At 70.6% G+C, this 18,238-nt stretch carries 21 protein-coding genes; 7 read left to right on the forward strand and 14 right to left on the reverse strand.

Going from position 1 to position 18,238, the window contains the following annotated elements:
- Nucleotides 1–24 precede the first annotated feature (24 nt).
- Entirely contained in the window at nt 25–1,452 is a 1,428-nt protein-coding gene (locus LUX31_RS18665; protein ID WP_235475911.1) for a glutamate decarboxylase, read from the forward strand.
- Between the two features lie 9 nt (nt 1,453–1,461).
- Here the strand turns inward: LUX31_RS18665 and LUX31_RS18670 are convergent, their stop codons facing one another.
- The 6 genes from LUX31_RS18670 to LUX31_RS18695 form a co-directional block, all read right to left on the reverse strand.
- Nucleotides 1,462–2,190 carry an ABC transporter permease gene (locus LUX31_RS18670; RefSeq protein ID WP_235479974.1) on the reverse strand — a complete coding sequence of 243 codons (729 nt, stop codon included), beginning with the start codon at nt 2,188–2,190 and terminating at the stop codon, nt 1,462–1,464.
- Nucleotides 2,191–2,255: 65 nt separating this feature from the next.
- On the reverse strand, nt 2,256–3,212 hold the full coding sequence (locus tag LUX31_RS18675; protein ID WP_235475912.1) for an ATP-binding cassette domain-containing protein: 957 nt from the start codon (nt 3,210–3,212) through the stop codon (nt 2,256–2,258).
- A 90-nt stretch (nt 3,213–3,302) separates the two neighbouring features.
- The gene (locus tag LUX31_RS18680) at nt 3,303–3,944 is read right to left on the reverse strand and encodes a PadR family transcriptional regulator (RefSeq protein ID WP_235475913.1); all 642 of its coding nucleotides are present in this window, start codon (nt 3,942–3,944) and stop codon (nt 3,303–3,305) included.
- A gap of 23 nt (nt 3,945–3,967) precedes the next feature.
- The gene (locus LUX31_RS18685) at nt 3,968–4,228 is read right to left on the reverse strand and encodes a type II toxin-antitoxin system prevent-host-death family antitoxin (protein ID WP_235475914.1); all 261 of its coding nucleotides are present in this window, start codon (nt 4,226–4,228) and stop codon (nt 3,968–3,970) included.
- 58 nt (nt 4,229–4,286) lie between these two features.
- Complete coding sequence (locus LUX31_RS18690) at nt 4,287–5,756, reverse strand: aldehyde dehydrogenase family protein (protein WP_235475915.1); 1,470 nt, start codon at nt 5,754–5,756, stop codon at nt 4,287–4,289.
- A gap of 103 nt (nt 5,757–5,859) precedes the next feature.
- Nucleotides 5,860–6,684, reverse strand: coding sequence for a helix-turn-helix domain-containing protein (locus LUX31_RS18695; protein ID WP_235479975.1), 825 nt, complete (start codon nt 6,682–6,684; stop codon nt 5,860–5,862).
- A gap of 346 nt (nt 6,685–7,030) precedes the next feature.
- Here LUX31_RS18695 and LUX31_RS18700 point away from each other — a divergent pair, with 346 nt between their 5' ends.
- Entirely contained in the window at nt 7,031–7,540 is a 510-nt protein-coding gene (locus LUX31_RS18700) for an ATP-binding protein (RefSeq protein ID WP_235475916.1), read from the forward strand.
- A gap of 104 nt (nt 7,541–7,644) precedes the next feature.
- On the opposite strand, the gene LUX31_RS18705 is transcribed toward LUX31_RS18700, so the two are convergent.
- The 5 genes from LUX31_RS18705 to rpmG all read right to left on the reverse strand — a co-directional run bounded on the left by LUX31_RS18705 (nt 7,645) and on the right by rpmG (nt 10,105).
- Complete coding sequence (locus tag LUX31_RS18705) at nt 7,645–7,923, reverse strand: DUF397 domain-containing protein (RefSeq protein WP_235475917.1); 279 nt, start codon at nt 7,921–7,923, stop codon at nt 7,645–7,647.
- A gap of 281 nt (nt 7,924–8,204) precedes the next feature.
- Nucleotides 8,205–8,438, reverse strand: coding sequence for a 30S ribosomal protein S18 (gene rpsR / locus LUX31_RS18710; protein WP_235475918.1), 234 nt, complete (start codon nt 8,436–8,438; stop codon nt 8,205–8,207).
- A gap of 7 nt (nt 8,439–8,445) precedes the next feature.
- On the reverse strand, nt 8,446–9,672 hold the full coding sequence (locus tag LUX31_RS18715) for a CobW family GTP-binding protein (protein ID WP_443045978.1): 1,227 nt from the start codon (nt 9,670–9,672) through the stop codon (nt 8,446–8,448).
- A 10-nt stretch (nt 9,673–9,682) separates the two neighbouring features.
- The gene (locus LUX31_RS18720) at nt 9,683–9,931 is read right to left on the reverse strand and encodes a type B 50S ribosomal protein L31 (RefSeq protein WP_105970889.1); all 249 of its coding nucleotides are present in this window, start codon (nt 9,929–9,931) and stop codon (nt 9,683–9,685) included.
- Nucleotides 9,932–9,940: 9 nt separating this feature from the next.
- Complete coding sequence (gene rpmG, locus LUX31_RS18725) at nt 9,941–10,105, reverse strand: 50S ribosomal protein L33 (RefSeq protein ID WP_030573688.1); 165 nt, start codon at nt 10,103–10,105, stop codon at nt 9,941–9,943.
- 72 nt (nt 10,106–10,177) lie between these two features.
- On the opposite strand from rpmG, the gene rpmB reads away from it, so the two are divergent.
- The 3 genes from rpmB to LUX31_RS18740 all read left to right on the forward strand — a co-directional run bounded on the left by rpmB (nt 10,178) and on the right by LUX31_RS18740 (nt 11,400).
- Complete coding sequence (gene rpmB, locus LUX31_RS18730; RefSeq protein ID WP_235475919.1) at nt 10,178–10,414, forward strand: 50S ribosomal protein L28; 237 nt, start codon at nt 10,178–10,180, stop codon at nt 10,412–10,414.
- A gap of 47 nt (nt 10,415–10,461) precedes the next feature.
- Nucleotides 10,462–10,767, forward strand: a complete 306-nt coding sequence (gene rpsN, locus LUX31_RS18735; protein WP_235475920.1) for a 30S ribosomal protein S14 — start codon at nt 10,462–10,464, stop codon at nt 10,765–10,767.
- A 66-nt stretch (nt 10,768–10,833) separates the two neighbouring features.
- Nucleotides 10,834–11,400: a hypothetical protein gene (locus tag LUX31_RS18740; protein WP_235475921.1), complete on the forward strand. Its 567-nt coding sequence runs from the start codon at nt 10,834–10,836 to the stop codon at nt 11,398–11,400.
- A gap of 506 nt (nt 11,401–11,906) precedes the next feature.
- Here LUX31_RS18740 and LUX31_RS18745 read toward each other — a convergent pair.
- Entirely contained in the window at nt 11,907–13,067 is a 1,161-nt protein-coding gene (locus LUX31_RS18745) for a DUF2786 domain-containing protein (protein ID WP_235475922.1), read from the reverse strand.
- Between the two features lie 79 nt (nt 13,068–13,146).
- On the opposite strand from LUX31_RS18745, the gene LUX31_RS18750 reads away from it, so the two are divergent.
- Together LUX31_RS18750 and LUX31_RS18755 are read left to right on the forward strand one after the other, a co-directional pair.
- Nucleotides 13,147–13,905 carry a Clp protease N-terminal domain-containing protein gene (locus tag LUX31_RS18750; protein WP_235475923.1) on the forward strand — a complete coding sequence of 253 codons (759 nt, stop codon included), beginning with the start codon at nt 13,147–13,149 and terminating at the stop codon, nt 13,903–13,905.
- Nucleotides 13,906–13,963: 58 nt separating this feature from the next.
- Complete coding sequence (locus LUX31_RS18755; protein WP_235479977.1) at nt 13,964–15,676, forward strand: bifunctional 3'-5' exonuclease/DNA polymerase; 1,713 nt, start codon at nt 13,964–13,966, stop codon at nt 15,674–15,676.
- A gap of 221 nt (nt 15,677–15,897) precedes the next feature.
- Here the strand turns inward: LUX31_RS18755 and LUX31_RS18760 are convergent, their stop codons facing one another.
- Nucleotides 15,898–16,830 (reverse strand): glycosyltransferase family 2 protein, encoded by a 933-nt coding sequence (locus LUX31_RS18760; protein ID WP_235475924.1) that lies wholly within the window; start codon nt 16,828–16,830, stop codon nt 15,898–15,900.
- 97 nt (nt 16,831–16,927) lie between these two features.
- Complete coding sequence (locus LUX31_RS18765) at nt 16,928–18,235, reverse strand: PucR family transcriptional regulator (protein ID WP_235475925.1); 1,308 nt, start codon at nt 18,233–18,235, stop codon at nt 16,928–16,930.
- Between the last annotated feature and the right edge of the window lie 3 nt (nt 18,236–18,238).

Here is an 18,238-nt window from a genome sequence, read left to right on the forward strand (position 1 = left end):
CGGCCCGGACCTACCGTCGTAGGCATGCCACTGCACCCAGGGGACAGCGGAACACCGGCCGACAAGGGCGACGGGCGCAGGCTCGCCGTCAACCCGTTCTACGGGGAGGCCAATCCGGTCGGCGGGATGACCGAGGCCCCGCCCACGCACCGGCTGCCGGACGCGCCACTGCCGCCGACGACGGCGTACCAGCTCGTGCACGACGAACTGATGCTCGACGGCAACTCGCGGCTCAACCTGGCCACCTTCGTCACCACCTGGATGGAGCCGCAGGCAAGTGTCCTGATGGGTGAGTGCCGGGACAAGAACATGATCGACAAGGACGAGTACCCGCGCACCGCCGAGCTGGAGCGGCGCTGTGTGGCGATGCTTGCCGATCTGTGGAACGCGCCCGATCCGGCCGCCGCGGTGGGCTGTTCGACCACCGGTTCGAGTGAGGCGTGCATGCTCGCCGGGATGGCGCTGAAGCGACGGTGGGCGGCACGCAACGCCGACCGGTATCCGGGGCGGGACGTCCGGCCGAACCTCGTCATGGGCGTCAACGTGCAGGTCTGCTGGGACAAGTTCTGCAACTTCTGGGAGGTGGAGCCGCGTCTGGTGCCCATGGAGGGCGACCGGTTCCATCTCGATCCGCAGGCGGCGGCCGAGCTGTGCGACGAGAACACCATCGGGGTCGTCGGGATCCTCGGGTCGACCTTCGACGGGTCGTACGAGCCCGTCGCGGGCCTGTGCGAGGCCCTGGACGCCCTGCAGGAGCGGACCGGGCTCGACATCCCGGTGCACGTCGACGGGGCCTCAGGGGCCATGGTGGCGCCCTTTCTCGACGAGGACCTGGTGTGGGACTTCCGGCTGCCTCGCGTGGCCTCGATCAACACCTCCGGGCACAAGTACGGGCTGGTCTACCCGGGCGTCGGCTGGGCGCTGTGGCGGGACAAGGAGGCCCTCCCCGAGGAACTCGTCTTCCGCGTCAACTATCTGGGTGGCGACATGCCGACGTTCGCGCTCAACTTCTCGCGTCCCGGAGCCCAGGTGGTCGCGCAGTACTACACGTTCCTGCGGCTGGGCCGCGACGGCTACCGGGCGGTGCAGCAGTCCACGCGCGATGTGGCGTGCTCCCTCGCCAAGAGGATCGAGGAGCTGGGCGACTTCCGAATGCTCACCCGGGGCGACGAGCTGCCCGTCTTCGCCTTCACGACCGGGGCGGACGTGACCGCGTACGACGTCTTCGACGTCTCCCGGCGGCTGCGCGAACGGGGCTGGCTGGTGCCCGCGTACACCTTCCCGGAGAACCGGCAGGACCTCTCCGTACTCCGGGTCGTGTGCCGCAACGGCTTCTCCGCGGACCTCGCCGAACTGTTCGTGGAGGACCTGGAACGACTGCTGCCGGAACTGCGCCGGCAGCCGCGCCCGTCCACCCGGGACAAGGACGCGGCCACCGGTTTCCACCACTAGGACGCCGAGTTACCGACTCAGGCGGCCGAACCTCCGTACCGCCAAGGGGAAGAAGACCGCCAGCAGGGCCAGGGGCCAGGCGACGGCCGCCCAGAGGTGGCCCGGTTCGCCGCCCGGGTTGGCGAACAGGTCGCGTACCGCGGTGGCCGTCTGGGACATGGGGTTCCATTGGACGGCCGTGCCCAGCCAGCCCGGCATGGACTCGGGGGTGGCGAAGGCGTTGGACAGGAAGCCGACCGGCCAGACCAGGATCTGGACCGCCTGCACCAGCTCCGGCTTCCCGGCCACCATGGCCAGCTGGATGCCGATCCACAGCATGGCGAAGCGGAACAGCAGGAGCAGGCCCACGGCCCCCAGGAGGGCCGCCACGCCCCCGTGGGCGCGCCAGCCGATCGCGTACCCCACCGCGAGCATCACGGCGAGCCCCAGGGCCGACTGGAGCATGTCGGCGGCCGAACGGCCCACCAGGACCGCGCCGTTGGCCATGGGCATCGACCGGAAACGGTCGATCACGCCCTTGTTGAGATCCTGGGTGACGGCCAGCATCGTGCCCTCCAGGCCGAAGGCCATGGTCAGCACGAGCATGCCGGGGACCAGGTAGTCGACGTAGTCCCCGCTCACCTCCCGGCCGCCGCCGACCAGGTAGCCGAACATCAGCAGCAGCATCACCGGGAAGACCAGCCCGACCACCACCTGGACCGGCTGCCGCGCCCAATGGGCGAGTTCACGGCGGGTCATGGTCCAGCAGTCGCTCAACGCGCGCGTGCCGGGCCCACCGGTCACCTTGTACGTCTCGCACGTCGTCACGCGGGCTCCTTCGTCCGTTCGTCGCCGCCGGTGAGGTCCAGGAACACCTCGTCCAGCGTCGGGCGCCGCAGGGCGATGTCCTCGGCCTCGATCCCGGCCGCCTCCAGGGCCCGTACGACCCCGGAGAGCGCCGCCATGCGGTCGGTGACCGGGGCGCTCAGCAGCCGCCGGTCGGGGTCCGCGGAGACGCCGTCGGCGGGTACGGGCAACAGGGCGACGGCCGCGCCCAGTTGGCCCGCGTCGCGCAGGACGACGTCGATGCGGTCGCCGCCCGCGCGGGCCTTCAGCTCGTCCGGTGTGCCGTCGGCGACGACCCGGCCCCGGTCGACGACCGAGACGCGGTCGGCGAGCTGGTCGGCCTCTTCCAGGTACTGCGTGGTGAGCAGGACCGTCGTACCGCCGCCGACGAGGGAGCGGACCGCGGTCCACACCTCCGTACGGCCGCGCGGGTCGAGGCCGGTCGTCGGTTCGTCCAGGAAGAGCACCTCCGGGTCGGTGATCAGGGAGGCGGCGAGGTCGAGGCGGCGGCGCATTCCGCCGCTGTAGTGCCGGACCGCCTTGCGGCCGGTGTCCGCGAGTCCGAAGCGGGCGAGGAGTTCACCGGCCCGCACGCGCGCGTGGCGGGCGCCCAGGTGGTAGAGGCGGCCGAACATCTCCAGGTTCTGCCGGCCGCTCAGCTCCTCGTCGAGCGCGGCGTGCTGGCCGAGGAGGCCGATGCGGAAGCGGACCTGCCGGGCCTCCGTCAGCACGTCGTGGCCGGCCACCTCGACCCGGCCGCCGTCGGGTCGCAGCAGGGTGGACAGGATGCGGACCAGGGTCGTCTTGCCCGCGCCGTTCGGCCCGAGCACGCCGTGCACCGTGCCGCGGGCGACCAGGAGGTCGAGTCCGGACAGTGCCTGGGTGTCGCCGTACTTCTTGTGTGCGCCTTCGACGGTGATCGCCGCGTCGGCCACGGAGCCCTCCTCGTTAGGCAAAGCCAGCTTGCTAGTCAAACTTGATTACATGTCGAAGGTAACCCGCCCGGAGTAATTGGTCAAACTTGATTAGCTGGCGTCCTCGGGGTGCTTCTCCCCCGTCGCGTACGGGTTCGCCTCACCCTCGGACAGGACGCCGATGAACGGTTCGCCCTCCCCCGCGAAGGTGTACGCCCCGCCCTCGATCCGGGCGATCAGGCCCAGCGTCCACTCGGCCTCGGCGTCGGCCGTGTGGATCCAGAGGTTCATGATCTCGCCGATGTGGCCCAGCTGTTCGGGGCCGTCCTCGGGGACGTAGTGCTCGGTGACGGAGGCCCGCCACTCGCCGATGCGCCGGGTGCGTTCCTTGAGGAGGGTGACCGCCTCGACGCGGGGCAGGTCGACGATGAAGCCGATGGCCGCCGACTTGACGTCCATTTTCTGGTCGTACGAGGTCAGGGCCTCGCGCAGCAGGCGCAGGAATTCGTCGGTGCCCCAGTCGGTGATCTCGTACTCCGTGCGGGGCGGGCCGCCGGCCGTGGAGGGCGCGATCTCGTGCGCGTGCAGCAGCCCCTGCTTGGCCATCTGCTTGAGCGCGTGGTAGATCGAGCCGGGCTTGGCGTTGGACCACTCGTGCGCGCCCCAGTACTCCAGGTCGTTGCGCACCTGGTAGCCGTGGGCCCGCCCGTGCTGACGGACCGCGCCGAGCACGAGGAGACGAATCGCTGACATGCGGCCACATTAGGACCCCGACGTCAAGCGGCCCGCTCCCGGGCCAGCAGAGCTTGGCGCGCCTCTTCGTGTGGGACGCGAGCCTCCGGGCAGCCGAGGGCACGGTCGCGCTCCAGGCGAGCCAGAGCCAGCGCGCCCTCGAGGTCCGCCAGTTCGGTGGGGGACATGAGGAGGGCCACCGGGACACCCCGATCGGTCAGAGTGATGCGCTCGTGCTGGGCGGCCCGGCGCACGAGATCACCGAGCTCGCCCCTCGCCTCGGCGATCGGATACGTAGCGGACATACGTCCATATGTACATGCAACCCTGGACGCATGTCCGCAGAGCGGCAGAACCGACAGCTCAGAACGGGAAGCCGCTCCGCCCGTGCTGCACGGAGATCCACTTCTGGGTCGTGAACGCCGCCACCGTCGCCTCGCCGTTCAGGCGGCCGATGCCCGAGGACTTCTCGCCGCCGAAGGCGACCAGGGGCTCGTCGTGGACCGTGCCGTCGTTGACGTGGAACATGCCCGTGTCGATCTGCTTGGCGAAGGCGATGCCGCGTTCGACGTCGGCCGTGTGGACGGCGCCGCTGAGGCCGTACGGCGTGTTGTTGACGAGGCGGACCGCCTCCTCCTCGCCGTCGAAGGGGACGAGGAGGGCCACCGGGCCGAAGATCTCCTGCTGGAGGAGGGGCGAGTCGGCGGCGAGGTCGGTCAGGACCGACGGCTCGACCAGGTTGTCCTTCGTCGTGCCGTGCAGCAGCGCCGTCGCGCCGTCCTCCAGTGCCCGTCGCACCACGCCCGAGAGCGCCTCCGCCTGGGACGAGTTGATCACCGGGCCGATGACCGTGGTGGGGTCGCTCGGGTCGCCCACCTTCAGGGACTTGACCTTGGTCACGAACTTCTCGGTGAACTCGGCGGCGATCGAGCGGTCCACCAGGACCCGGTTGGCGGCCATGCAGACCTGGCCCTGATGGACGTACCGGCTGAAGACCGCCGCGTCGACCGCGTAGTCGACGTCCGCGTCGTCCAGGACCACCAGGGCGCTGTTGCCGCCGAGTTCGAGGACCACGTTCTTGAAGAGGGGGGCACAGACAGCCGCGACGTGGCGGCCGATCTTGTCCGAGCCGGTGAAGGAGATGACCTTCGGGATCGGGTGCTCTATGAACGCGTCGCCTATCTCGGATATGTCCGTGATGATCACGTTCAGCAGGCCCGGCGGCAGGCCCGCGTCCTCGAAGATCTTCGCCACCAGGGAGCCGCCGACTATCGGGGTGTCCTGGTGCGGCTTGAGGACGACGCCGTTGCCGAGCGCGAGGGCCGGGGCGACCGACTTCAGGGCGAGCAGGAAGGGGAAGTTGAAGGGGCTGATCACGCCCACCACACCCACCGGGACGCGGTAGACGCGGTTCTCCTTGCCGTCGACCGGCGAGGGGATGATCTCTCCCTCGGGGGTCAGCGCCAGGCGGATCGACTCGCGCAGGAACTCCTTGGCGAGGTGCAGTTCGAAGCCGGCCTTGAGGTGGGTGCCGCCGAGTTCGGCGATGATCGCCGCGGCGATCTCCTGCTCCTGGTCCTCGATGATGCGCAGGGCTCTCTCGAAGACCGCGCGGCGGGCGTACGGGTTGGTCGTGGCCCATTCCTTCTGGGCCGCGGCGGCGGCACGGTACGCCTCGTCGACCTCGTCCACCGTGGCGATCGTGATGGCGGCGAGCTTCTCGCCGTCGTACGGGTTGAAGTCGATGATGTCCCAGGAGCCGGTGCCCGGGCGCCACTCACCGCCGATGTACTGCTGCGCGAGGTCGGTGAAGTAGTACGCAGGTGCTGGCATGTGATCCCTCAATCCCTCAATACCGTAAAGCCCTTATCACGGTCTGATCGCACGTCATCGTACGTGCGTTCCAAGGGAGTTGGGGGATCAACCGGCTCGCCGGTCACGACAGTTGCAGCAGACCCCTCAGCAGGTCCCGGCTCTCGCCCGGCCCGGGGCTGTCCTGCTGGAGCTCCTTCATCGCCTTCTCGTACTGGGTGACGTCCTCCGCCTTGTCCAGGTACAGCGCGCTGGTGAGCTGCTCCAGGAAGATCACGTCGGACAGGTCCGACTCCGGGAAGCTCAGGATGGTGAACGCGCCGCTCTCGCCCGCGTGTCCGCCGAAGCCGAACGGCATGATCTGCAGCCGTACGTTGGGCCGCTCGGAGACGTCGATCAGATGCTGGAGCTGGCCGCGCATCACCTCGCGGTCGCCGTACGGCCGGCGCAGGGCCGCCTCGTCCAGGACGACATGGAACTCCGCGCCGCCGTCGGAGAGGAGGTTCTTCTGCCGCTCCAGGCGCAGCGCGACCCGGCGCTCGATGTCGTCGGGGCTCGCGCCCTTCATGCCGCGCCCGACGACCGCACTCGCGTACGCCTCGGTCTGCAACAGGCCGTGCACGAACTGGACTTCGTAGGCGCGGATCAGTGATGCCGCGCCCTCCAGGCCCACGTAGGTGGGGAACCAGCTCGGCAGGACGTCCGAGTAACTGTGCCACCAGCCCGCGACGTTGGCCTCTCTGGCGAGGGAGAGGAGCGCGTTGCGCTCGGCCTCGTCGCTCACGCCGTACAGCGTCAGCAGGTCCTCGACGTCCCGCGTCTTGAAGCTCACCCGTCCCAGCTCCATACGACTGATCTTCGACTCGGAGGCACGGATCGAGTAACCCGCCGCCTCTCGCGTGATCCCCCGCGCCTCACGCAGTCGCCTCAGGTGTGATCCGAGCAGCATGCGCCGCACCACCGATCCCGGCTCTCCCGCGCTCACGTTCGACAACCTCCCCAACCTCTCCAGGGGCCGCAGTCTGCCACTAAATCACTCCGAGCAGTACTCGTCCGGTTACTCAAATGGGAAGACGTCAGAGCGTACGCACAGGTTGGGGCAAGGGGAAGACCAGCCAGAGGTGAAAAGTTGGCGGAAAAAATGACCAAGAAGCGGTACGGGAGGGTCCAATTGGGGCGCGTGCACGTGCATCTGCCCTTGCATCCGCCGTACGCATCGGAAACCATGGTCTCGCGCCACCGCTGCAACGCAATGACTGCTTCGCAACGACCGCGATCTCCCGGGAGTGCCTCGCATGGGGACGAATGGATCAACCATGCTCGAGCCGTTAAGGCAGGGCCTTCCGCCACTGGATCCCTCCACCGTGTCCAACGCGGCGTCGTGCGCGCTGCCCGCCCGCTACGAAGCGGTGCGCGAGGCACGGCAGTTCAGCCGCAGAACACTCGCCCAGTGGGACGTCGGCGACCGCTTCGACGATGTCTGCCTGGTCGTCTCCGAGCTGGTCACCAACGCCCTGCGGCACGCGGTGCCCGCGGACACCTCGCTCCCGTCGGCCCAGGAGCCGCCCGTACGGCTGCATCTGATGCGCTGGACCGAGCGGCTGGTGTGCGCGGTGCGCGATCCGAGCCGGGAGAGTCCGGTGGCGTACGACGCCGAGGAGTTCTCGGAGGACTTCTCGGCCGAGTCGGGGCGCGGGCTGTTCCTGGTCGACTCGTTCAGCGACAGCTGGGGCTGGCACCCGCTCTCGGGCTCGCTGGGCGGCAAGGTCGTCTGGGCGCTGTTCCGGCTGCACCCCGCGGAGTGAGGCGGGCGTTTTCTCGCGTCTCGGTTCTACGCGCGTCACCGTGAGTTGAACAGTGGTTACGCCCCGCTTCGACCGGCTTCGGCGCCGGAACGGAAGCGGGGCGGTCAGCTCGCGATCAGATGGTCGAACTCGCCGTCCTTGATGCCGAGGAGCATCGCCTCGATCTCGGCGCGCGTGTAGACGAGCGCCGGACCGTCGGGGAAGCGGGAGTTGCGTACCGCCACCTCGCCGCCGGGCAGCCGCGCGAACTCCACGCAGGAACCCTGCGAGTTGCTGTGCCGGCTCTTCTGCCAGGCGGCGACGCCGTCCAGCCGCGCGGCGGCCATGCCGTTGTACACGCCGGACTCATCGTCTACGCCAACGTCGTACACGTCGTGGTCCACAGGTCGCTCCCTGGTGGTGCACTGGCTGGTGAGGCCATTGCTGCAGTGGTCAACTGACCCGGATCATAACTCTGTTCACGTGCAGACGCATGGACGTATGCACGGGCGTATGCATGCGCATGCGCACGGTCAGATGCACGTGCACGCGGGGTGTTCGCGCCGCTACACACCTTGACGCACGCGCGCCCCTACGCGTTCCCCCACGGGCCCCCAGCACACCCGTACCCCCACCTCCTGGGACAAATGGAGGCGGGGGTACGGGGCTGAAGGTATGCGTGGGGCTAGCGGGACACGTACGGCAGCAGCGCCATCTCCCTGGCGTTCTTGATCGCGCGGGCGAGCATCCGCTGCTGCTGGGCCGAGACGCGGGTGACCCGGCGGCTGCGGATCTTGCCGCGGTCGGAGATGAACTTCCGCAGCAGATCCGTGTCCTTGTAGTCGATGTACGTGATCTTGGCGGCGTCCAGCGGGTTGGGGCGGGCCTTGACGGGCTTGCGTTCGATCTTGCGGGCCATGGCGGGGTCAGACCTCCAGGAGGGTGTCGAAGGCGGGCGGCAGACGCTTCCAGGCGACGCGCCCGCCCTCGTACTCGGCGTCGGTGAGCAGGCACGACTCCAGGAGCTCGGCAAGCCCGTCGCGGTCGAGGCCGGGGGACGTGAACACCAGGTGCTGGCAGCAGTCGCCGTGTTCGGGGTGCCAGTCGAGGGCGGCGGCGGCCCGGCGTACGGGCGGGACCATGTCCCAGGCGGCGTCCGGGAGGGAGGCGAGCCAGGGGCCCGCGCTCTCCACGCACAGAGCGCCGCCCGCCGCGTCCCAGTGGAGCAGTGTGTCCGGGTGGTCGGCGAGCCAGAACCGGCCCCGGCTGCGGGCTGCGGCACAGGTCAGGTCCTCCAGCGCCTCGTACAGCCGCTCCGGGTGGAAGGGGCGGCGCCGGTGCCAGACGAAGGTGGACACGCCGTGCGCGTCGGCCTCGGCGGGCAGCAGGGCGCACGCCGGGTGCTGGGCAGCGGCGGCGGCCTCGACGTCGAATCCGGCGAGGGCGGCGGAGGCGAGGGGGGAGAGCGGCGCCGTCTCCCTTGATGCCGGGCCCGCCAAGTCCCCTGGGTGGCCGCCCGTTACGGGGACTTGGCGGGCTGTCGGGTGGAGCTGGGCGAGCAGTTCGCGGTCCTCGTCGTCGGCCTCCGGGGAGTCGACGAGGGCGAGGACGGTGGCGTACTCCAGCTGGCGGGCGAAGGTGTCCGCGACCGTGCGCCGGTCGGTGGCCGCGGCGGCGAGGCCACGTTCGGCCAGGTCGTCGCCGTTGCCGAGGTACGGCAGCAGCAGCGCGGGGTCGACGGCGGTGATGACGCCGGTGACCGTGAGGCCGCCCGCCGTCACCACCTCGGCCATCGCCTTGGGCTCGACGGAGTCCCACAGTTCGACGATCGCCAGCCGCGTCAGCCCGGCGTCCGCGAGCCGCCGCAGCTCCGGGACGAGGTCCTCGCGCAGGGCACAGCACGCACAGTCGTTGACCAGCGGCGCCTCTCCCGCGGAGAGGATGCCGCCGGCGTCGCTGACGGTCCGGACGACCGTGCCGGCGACGGCCGTGGCGAGGTCGTGGTGGAGTACGACGCTGCCGGGGACGTCGACGAGCAGCCGGGCGACGGCTGCCTTGCGGGCGTCGGCGTGGAGTCCGCCGACGATCGCCACGGAGAGGTTGCGAGCCGTTCCCGAAGGCTCGTGCTCATGCTCATGCTTGTGCGCCTGCACGTGTGGCCCCTCAGCCCTTCTTGCCGTACCGGCGCTCGAAGCGCTCCACGCGGCCGGCCGTGTCCAGGACTCGGGCCGTGCCGGTGTAGAAGGGGTGGCTGATGTTCGAGATCTCGACGTCGACGACGGGGTAGGTGTTGCCGTCCTCCCAGTCGACCGTCTTCTCGCTGGTCATCGTGGACTGGGTGAGGAAGGCGTGGTTCGCGGCCCGGTCGCGGAAGACGACGGGCCCGTACGCCGGGTGGATTCCCTTACGCATGGCGGCTGATCAGCGCTCCTCTCGGAAGTCGACGTGACGGCCGGCGACCGGGTCGTACTTGCGCAGGGTCATACGGTCCGGGTCGTTGCGGCGGTTCTTGCGGGTGACGTACGTGTAGCCGGTCCCGGCCGTGGACCGGAGCTTGATGACCGGCCGGAGTTCGTTGCGAGCCATGCTGGTATCTTACTGAAAACGACTTCCATTTGCATAACCTGAACGAGATCCAACCGAGAGAGGTGCGTCACCTTGTCCGCCCACTGCATGCTGACCAGCGCCCAGCCGGGCTTCGGCAACAACATCAGCCACTCGCACCGGCGTACGTCGCGCCGTTTCAACCCGAACATCCAGTCGAAGCGGTACTGGCTGCCGAGCGAGGGCAGGCATGTGCGGCTGCGGCTGAGCACGAAGGGGATCAAGACCGTCGACACGATCGGGGTCGAGGCGGCGGTGGCCCGGATTCGGGCGCGTGGAGTCAGGGTCTGAGGGGACGGAAAGGGCGGAAAGGGCAGAAGGGGTAAGGGAGTAGCGACATGGCGAAGAAGAGCAAGATCGCGAAGAACGGGAAGCGGCAGGAGATCGTCGCGCGGTACGCGGAGCGGCGGGCCGAGCTGAAGGAGATCATCCGGCGGCCGGGGTCGACGGAGGCGGAGCGGGCTGCTGCGCGGCGGGAGCTGGAACGGCAGCCTCGGGATGCGAGCGCGACGCGCGTGCGGAACCGGGACCAGGTGGACGGGCGGCCCCGCGGGTACTTCCGGGCGTTCGGGCTGTCGCGGGTGAGCTTGCGTTCACAGGCGCATGCAGGGTTCCTCCCAGGGGTTCGAAAGTCCTCCTGGTAGCTTGCTGCGGTCCTGTCGTGCGGTCGTGACGGCTCTTGCCGACGGCTACTGGTTGGGAGCTTCCCGGTGACTTCGCTGAACTCGGTGACTTCGGTGACTTCGGTGTCGTACGCGCGCGGGCTGCTGCGCAGGGCTGGTGTGGCTTCGGTGGCCGGGGTGGCTGGGGTGGTGTTGCTGGCCGGGTGCAGTGGTGACGGGGGGTCGGACGACGGGGCGGGGAGCGGGGGTACGGGCTCGTCGGCCGCGTCCTCTTCGCCGTCGCCCTCCGACTCCGGATCGGGCTCGGGCTCGGGCAGCGGGGGTACGACCGCGGCGGACACGGCGTTGGCGGGCAGTTGGTTGACCACCAGCAAGGGCAGTGCTGTGGCGCTGGTGGTCACCGGGGCGAAGGCCGGGCTGTTCGCGACCGGGGGGATGGTCTGCAGCGGTACGGCGGGCAAGGAGACGGGGATGCAGATGATCCGGCTCACATGCTCCGACGGGAACAAGGACCGGGCCGAGGGGATGGTCGACTCCGTTGACGCGACGTCGATGAAGGTGACGTGGGAGAGCGGTCTCGGCACGGAGACGTACACGAAGGCGGAGGGCGGCCAGCTGCCGTCGGGGTTGCCTACGGCGGGGTTGGGGTCCTGAGGGGGTCCCTCCGGGGGGTGGCGGTGTCCACGGCGCCCCTGGTTGACGTGGACCTCGGGGGCGGGCGGCGTCCAAGGCACCCGGCGTTGACGTGAACCTCGGGGTGGGTCGCGCAGCCCGGCGCTGTACGGGGTGCCGCTGCGCCCACCCGTGCCGCCCTTAGCGGCACGCATGCCCGCAGCTATGCGGGTTTGATGGGCGCCGCCCAACGGCGCGCATGCCCGCGGCTGGGCGGGAGGCGGCGGGCGAGTTGGTCGCGCGGCTCGGTGCCTGTGAACTCCGGGCCGCTGGGGCGCCCCTTCAGGGGCGCGGGGAACTGCGCGACCAGCCCCCACCGGACCGCAGACGGACGGATCGGGACAGGCGGCGTTTTCAGAGGCGCGGGGAACTGCGCGAGCAGCCCCCACCGGGCCGCAGACAGACGGATCGGGACAGGCGGCGTTTTCGGGGGCGCGGGGAACTGCGCGATCAGCCGTCGCCGGGCCGCCGCGGCTGGACAAGGCCCCCTAGGCGCCCGGTAGGCGTCGGCGGTCGTGCAGCGCTGCCTGGGCTGCCGCTCGTGTGCCTTCTGTCCAGCCTGCCTCGTCTGTTACGCCCCTCAGGCGCGTTGTCGTTGTCGTCGGGAACAGGTGGGTCAGGTGGGCCGTGACCGCCAGGTCTCGGGTCGCCAGGATCGGGAGCAGGGAGTCGGCCGTCTCGGGCGCCGGACTTTGTGTTGCTGCCGCCTCCTCCAGGCGTGCGCCCATCTTGTAGGCGTACGCCGCCAGGAAGGACTGGCGGAATGTTTTTGTGCGCTTGCGACCCTGCGCCCGCTGCGCCGCCTCCGCCCTCGTCATCGCCGTCGTGGCCTGCACCAGCAGCGACGTGTACAGGAGTTCCACCGTCTCCAGGTCCGGTTCGAAGCCCACCACCGTCGAGAAGCCCAGCGCCTCGTTCCACACCGCTCGGCAGCGGTTCGCGTCGGCCACCGCGTGGAGCAGGACCGCCTTCGCCTCCTCGTACGGCGCGTCCACGCCCAGGCGGCACGCGCGCGGGGCGTCGGGTGCGGGGGCGCCGGCCGCCAGCAGGGCCTCGTCGATGCTGTGCCGGGCCATCAGTTCCTGGGCCTTCGCGCTCAGCGCCTCCGCCTCCTCCGGGAAGCCCGTCGCCTCCGCCTTCGCCAGCAGCGCGCGGATACGGGGCAGCATTCGGGACTCCGGGCGGACCGCGCCTCCGGTCGAACCGCCGTCCAAGGGCTCCAGCGTCGGCAGTGTCAGCAGGAGGCGGTACAGCTCCAAGATCGTCGTCGCGTGCGTGAAGCGGTCCGTGCGGGCCGCGGGGTGCGTGGTCTCCGTACGCAGGTCGGTCAGTTGTGCCGTCCAGCGGTGGTCCCGGGCGCGGTCGTTGCGGGCCTGGGCGACTATCAGGGTCGACACCGCGCGTACGTGTGCTTCGTCCAGCTCGCGGCGGACCAGGCGTACGACATCTGCCGGCTGCCAGCCCCGGCGCCAGGCCGACGCCACGAACTCCTCGCCTCGGCGGGCGAGTTCGGCGTCCGCCGTCGGATCGGCGGCGAGGAGAGACGCGCCCGTGTCGAGGGTCGTGTCCGTGTCGGCGTACAGGGCCGCCTTGAAGGCTTGTTCGACGGTGTCGCCGGCGTTGTTGGTGTTGTTGGTGCTGCTGGTCACCTGTCGATCGTGCCATGTCCGCCACCTCGAGCGTCAACTCTTGGTTGACAGTCCACCACTGCCAACCTACGGTTGACACATGACGACCAATCAGCCCGTCCGGGCCTCCGTACGTCTCGACGACCTCATCGAGGCCATCAAGAAAGTGCACACCGACGCCCTCGAACAGCTCCAGGACGCGGTGATCGCCGCTGATCACCTCGGGGAGGTGGCCGATCATCTGATCGGGCACTTCGTGGACCAGGCCCGGCGTTCCGGGGCCTCCTGGACCGACATCGGCAGGAGCATGGGCGTCACCCGGCAGGCCGCGCAGAAGCGGTTCGTGCCGAAGGGCGAGTCGGACCTCGACCCGAGCCAGGGGTTCAGCCGCTACACGCCACGGGCCAGGAACGTGGTGGTCCTCTCCCAGGAAGGGGCCAAGGCCGCCGGCAACGACCAGATCGGCACCGCGCATCTGATCCTCGGCCTCCTCGCCGACCCGGAGAGCCTCGGGGCGAAGGCGATCACCGCGCAGGGCGTCTCCCTGGACAGCGTGCGCGAGGCCGCGACCGCCGACCTCCCGCCACGGGGCGAGAACGACCCCGCCCTCATCCCCTTCGACGCCAACGCGAAGAAATCCCTCGAACTCACCTTCCGCGAGGCCCTGCGCCTGGGCCACAACTACATCGGTACCGAGCACATCCTGCTCGCCCTGCTGGAGTTCGAGAACGGCGAGGGAGTGCTCTCCGGCGCCGGTCTCACCAAGGCGGCGACGGAGGAGTACGTCGTCGCGGCCCTCGCGAAGATCAAGGTGGACTTCGAGGGGAAGGGCGAGGGCAAGGGCGCGGAGAAGGGCTGAAAAGTCCAGGTCAGGCGCATTGTCAGACCCTCCTGCCACACTCTCGGACATGGCAGGGATGGCGGACACCGCCGAGCGCTGGGCGCTCGCTCCGGCCGAGGACGGCGGCGTGGAGATCGCCCCCCTCGGTCCGGACGGGCTGCCCGCCGGGCCGGTGCGGCGGGAGGGGGATCTCGGCGCGGCCGTCCGTGACCGGCCGGAGGTCACGCGGTGGGTGTGGCGGTCCACCGCCGAGGTCTATCCACGGCTGCTCGCCACGGGGGTGCGAGTCGAGCGGTGCTACGACATCGAGGACGCCGAGACGCTGCTACTCGGGCACGAGGGGCGGCTCGGTGAGCCCCGGTCCGCGGCGGCGGCCCTCGGCCGGCTGCGCGGTGGTCCCGTACCGCCGGATCCGCCCCAGCGGGCCGCCGAGCCGGGCGCGCAGTCACCGCTGTTCGAACCGCAGAGCGTGCGGCTGCCGCTGGCGGATCTGCTGGAGGTGTACGCCGATCAGCAGCGCCGGCACGACGCGACCGCGCACCCGGACCGGATGCGGCTGCTGACGGCCGCCGAGTCGGCGGGGATGCTGGTGGCCGCCGAGATGAACGCGGCGGGGCTGCCGTGGCGGGCGGACGTCCATCGGGAGCTGCTCCACGAGCTGCTGGGCGAGCGGTACGCGGGCGGCGGTGAGCCCCGGCGGCTCGCCGAGCTGGCGGACGAGGTGTCGGCGGCGTTCGGGCGGCGGGTACGGCCCGATCTGCCCGCCGATGTCGTCAAGGCCTTCGCGCAGGCCGGGATCAAGGTGCGGTCCACGCGGCGATGGGAGATCGAGAGTCTTGATCATGCTGCGGTGAAGCCGCTTGTCGAGTACAAGAAGCTGTACCGGATCTGGGTCGCCCATGGCTGGTCCTGGCTTCAGGACTGGGTGCGGGACGGGCGGTTCCGGCCCGAGTTCCTCGCGGGCGGGACGGTCACCGGGCGCTGGGTCACCAACGGCGGGGGCGGGCTGCAGATCCCCAAGGTGATCCGGCGGGCCGTGGTCGCCGACCCGGGGTGGCGGCTCGTGGTCGCCGACGCCGACCAGATGGAGCCGCGGGTGCTGGCCGCCATCTCGCGCGACCCCGGGCTGATGGAGGTCGCGGGGCGGGAGAGCGACCTGTACCAGTCGGTCTCCGAGCGCGCGTTCTCCGGCGACCGGGAGCAGGCCAAGCTCGCCGTGCTGGGCGCGGTGTACGGACAGACGTCCGGGGACGGCCTCAAGAACCTCGCCGCACTCAGACGCCGGTTCCCGAAGGCGGTGGCGTACGTCGACGAGGCCGCCCGCGCGGGAGAGGAGGGGCGGCTCGTACGGACCTGGCTGGGGCGTACGTGTCCCCCGGCCGTGCGGACCGGCGACGACTCGGTGGAGGAGGCCGGTATCCCGCTCTCGGAGGACGAGGGCAGCGGGCCGGCGAGTGCGGAGGCGCAGGAGTGGGTGCCGGGGTACGCCTCCTCCAACTCCCGTGCCCGGGGCCGCTTCGCGCGGAACTTCGTCGTCCAGGGCAGCGCCGCCGACTGGACGCTGCTGCTGCTCGCCGCGCTGCGCCGGACCTGTGCGGGGATGGCAGCCGAGCTGGTCTTCTTCCAGCACGACGAGGTGATCGTGCACTGTCCCGAGGCGGAGGCGGAGACGGTCGTGGCGGCGATCCGGGAGGCGGCCGAGCTGGCGGGGCGGCTGACGTTCGGGGAGACGCCGGTGCGGTTTCCGTTCAGTACGGCGGTGGTGGAGTGCTATGCCGACGCCAAGTGACGCGCGTCAACCGCGCCGGGTGGCTGGGGCGGCGGCCGTCTCTTCGCCCGCTGTTTCGGCCGCCTGCTCGGCCGCGGCCGGTTCACGCGCGAAGTCCCGGACCAGGTCGTGGGTGCGTAGTGGCCGTACAAGGAGGGCTGAGGAGGGCTACGGAGACCAGGCGGTTCAGGGCTGCCTAGGCACGACGTCCGCGGGTTCGCCGGTTCACAGGATTCGCCGGTTCACAGGATCGGTGGGCGGCCCAGTCTCGTCAGTCTCCACACCGTTCGCCAGCTCATCGGGCGGCGCTCGCCCGCCGGTTCGCGCAGGCCCTCCGCGAAGCCGGCGAACCAGGCCCGCAGTGCGCCCGTGGAGCGGGCCCGCAGGACGGTGATCGCGATCCAGACGGCCAGGTGCACCGGGATCAGCGGCAGCGGCAGTCGGCGGCGGACCAGCCAGACCCGGTTGCGGGCGGTGACCCGGTGGTAGATGGCGTGGCGGGCAGGTGAAGTGCTGGGGTGGCGCAGCAGGAGCCTGGGTTCGTAGAGGATCTTCCAGTCGGCGTCGACGGCCCGCCAGGCGAGGTCGGTCTCCTCGTGCGCGAAGAAGAAGGCGGCCGGCCAGTCGCCGGTCTCGTCGAGCATCTCCATGCGCAGGGCGTGGCCGCCGCCGAGGAACTGGGTGACGTACCCGCCGAGCATCGGATCGCCGGCGCCGGGCCGGGGCACGTGCCGGCGCTGGGTCACGCCGTTCTCGTCGGCGATGCGGAAGCCGACGATGCCGAGCCGGGGGTCGGCGGCGTACAGGTCCCGTACGCGGGTGAGCACATCGGGGTCGACGAGGAGGCCGTCGTCGTCGAGGTCGACCACGACGTCGATGTCGCCGAACTCCCGCAGCCGGGCCAGCGCCACGTTTCGGCCGCCCGGACAGCCGAGGTTCTCGTCGACCTCGATGGTGGTGACCTCGCCGGAGAGGCCGGGGAGTTCGGGCAGCGGACAGCCGTTGCCGACGAGCACGACGCGGTCGGGGGCGAGGTCCTGCTTGGCGACCGACTCCAGCAGCGCGTTCAGCGCGGCGGGCCGGTTTCCCATGGTCACCACGGCCACCGCGATACGCGGCTCCACCGTCATGCCACCCACCAGACCCACCTCGTTCCGGCCGCCGACGTCCACCATCGCGGTCGGATGTTATCTGTTTACAGTAAGGATGTATTAAGTACGCATTGAGTACGTCTCTTCTGCATAACACCCTTGCACAAACACCCTAAGGCGTTCAGTCGGAGCCGGATTCCAACCACGTCCGCAGCGCCCACCACCAGTGCAACGTTCCCAGCGGTCCGGAGGAGACGCCCGGCAGATCATCGGTCAGGGACTCACCGGTGAGCTGCTGGAGGCGGGCCAGGCGATAGCGGACGGTGTTGGGGTGGGTGAACAGGGTAGCCGCCGTCCGGTCCAGGCGGCGACCGTGATCGAGAAACGCGAGCGCGGTGACCGCGATCTGGCGGTGGAAGTCGTCCCGGGGGTCCAGGTCCGCGAGCAGACGGGCGCTGAGCCAGGCGCCCAGCAGCGGCTGGTCGGCGAGGGCGATCTCGGCGGCCAGCTCGGTGAGTTCGTACACGCCGGGGTGCAGACACGGGCCCCGGTCCAGGGCGCGGACACAGAGGCCGTACGCCGCCCGGAGGTCGTCCAGGGGGACGGCCGGTGAGACCACGACGAGCGGCCCGGCGCCCTCCGTACCGCTACCGCTACCGCTACCGTTCTCGCCCCACTCCCCCTCCCCCTCTCCTTCCCCGTCATCGATGCGCTCGCCCGCCGGCAGCTGCGGGTACAGGCCCACCAGGCGGCCGTCGAGCATGCCGAAGAGGCAGCCGCGCAGGGCGGCGAGGCGGTGGGTCAGGCGCCGGGTGCGGGCGGGGTCGCCGCCCGGGCGGGCGACCAGGAGGTGGCGTACGGCGTCCTGGCGCAGCCCGGCGCGCGTCAACTCCTCGGCGGCGGGCGGTGGTTCGCCCTCGACGAGGAGCCGGCGGAGCAGTCGCGCCCGGGTCTCGCCCAGGGCGCGCGGGGTGTCCCACTCGGCGGCGCGGTAGCCGTGCACGACGTGCCGTTGCAGGGCGTCGCCGTACTCCTTGAGGCGCAGGACGGCGGTGAGCAGCGCGGCGTCGGGGACGCCGGCCGAGCGGCAGCGGTCGACGGTGATCTCGACGGCGCGGGTGTGGGCGGCCTGAACTCCGCGCAGTACGGCGGTCATCGGCACGCCCTGGGCTGCGCGGTCGGCGCCGAGGAGGAGGGCGGCGGCGAAGTCCTGGGTGTCGATGCCCAGTTCGTCGCTGTCCCCTATACGGAGGCCGCCTTCATCGAGGTTCGTGTCGCCCAGCCAGGCGCCGGCCGCGTCGATCATGGCGGTGACGTGCCAGTGGGTCTCCGCCTCGGCGAGCCGGGCCACCTCGGGAGAGTGCGACCGGGCCGCGTGCACGAGTTCGCCCTGGACGTCCGCGTCGGCGGCCATGGCGCGCAGCACCTCGGCGACGGTCTCGCGGTCGGGCCGTCCGGACCGCTCGGAGACGTCGGTGAGGACCGTCATGGG

It is taken from the genome of Streptomyces sp. GQFP (assembly GCF_021545335.1).
Taxonomy (GTDB): Bacteria; Actinomycetota; Actinomycetes; order Streptomycetales; family Streptomycetaceae; genus Streptomyces.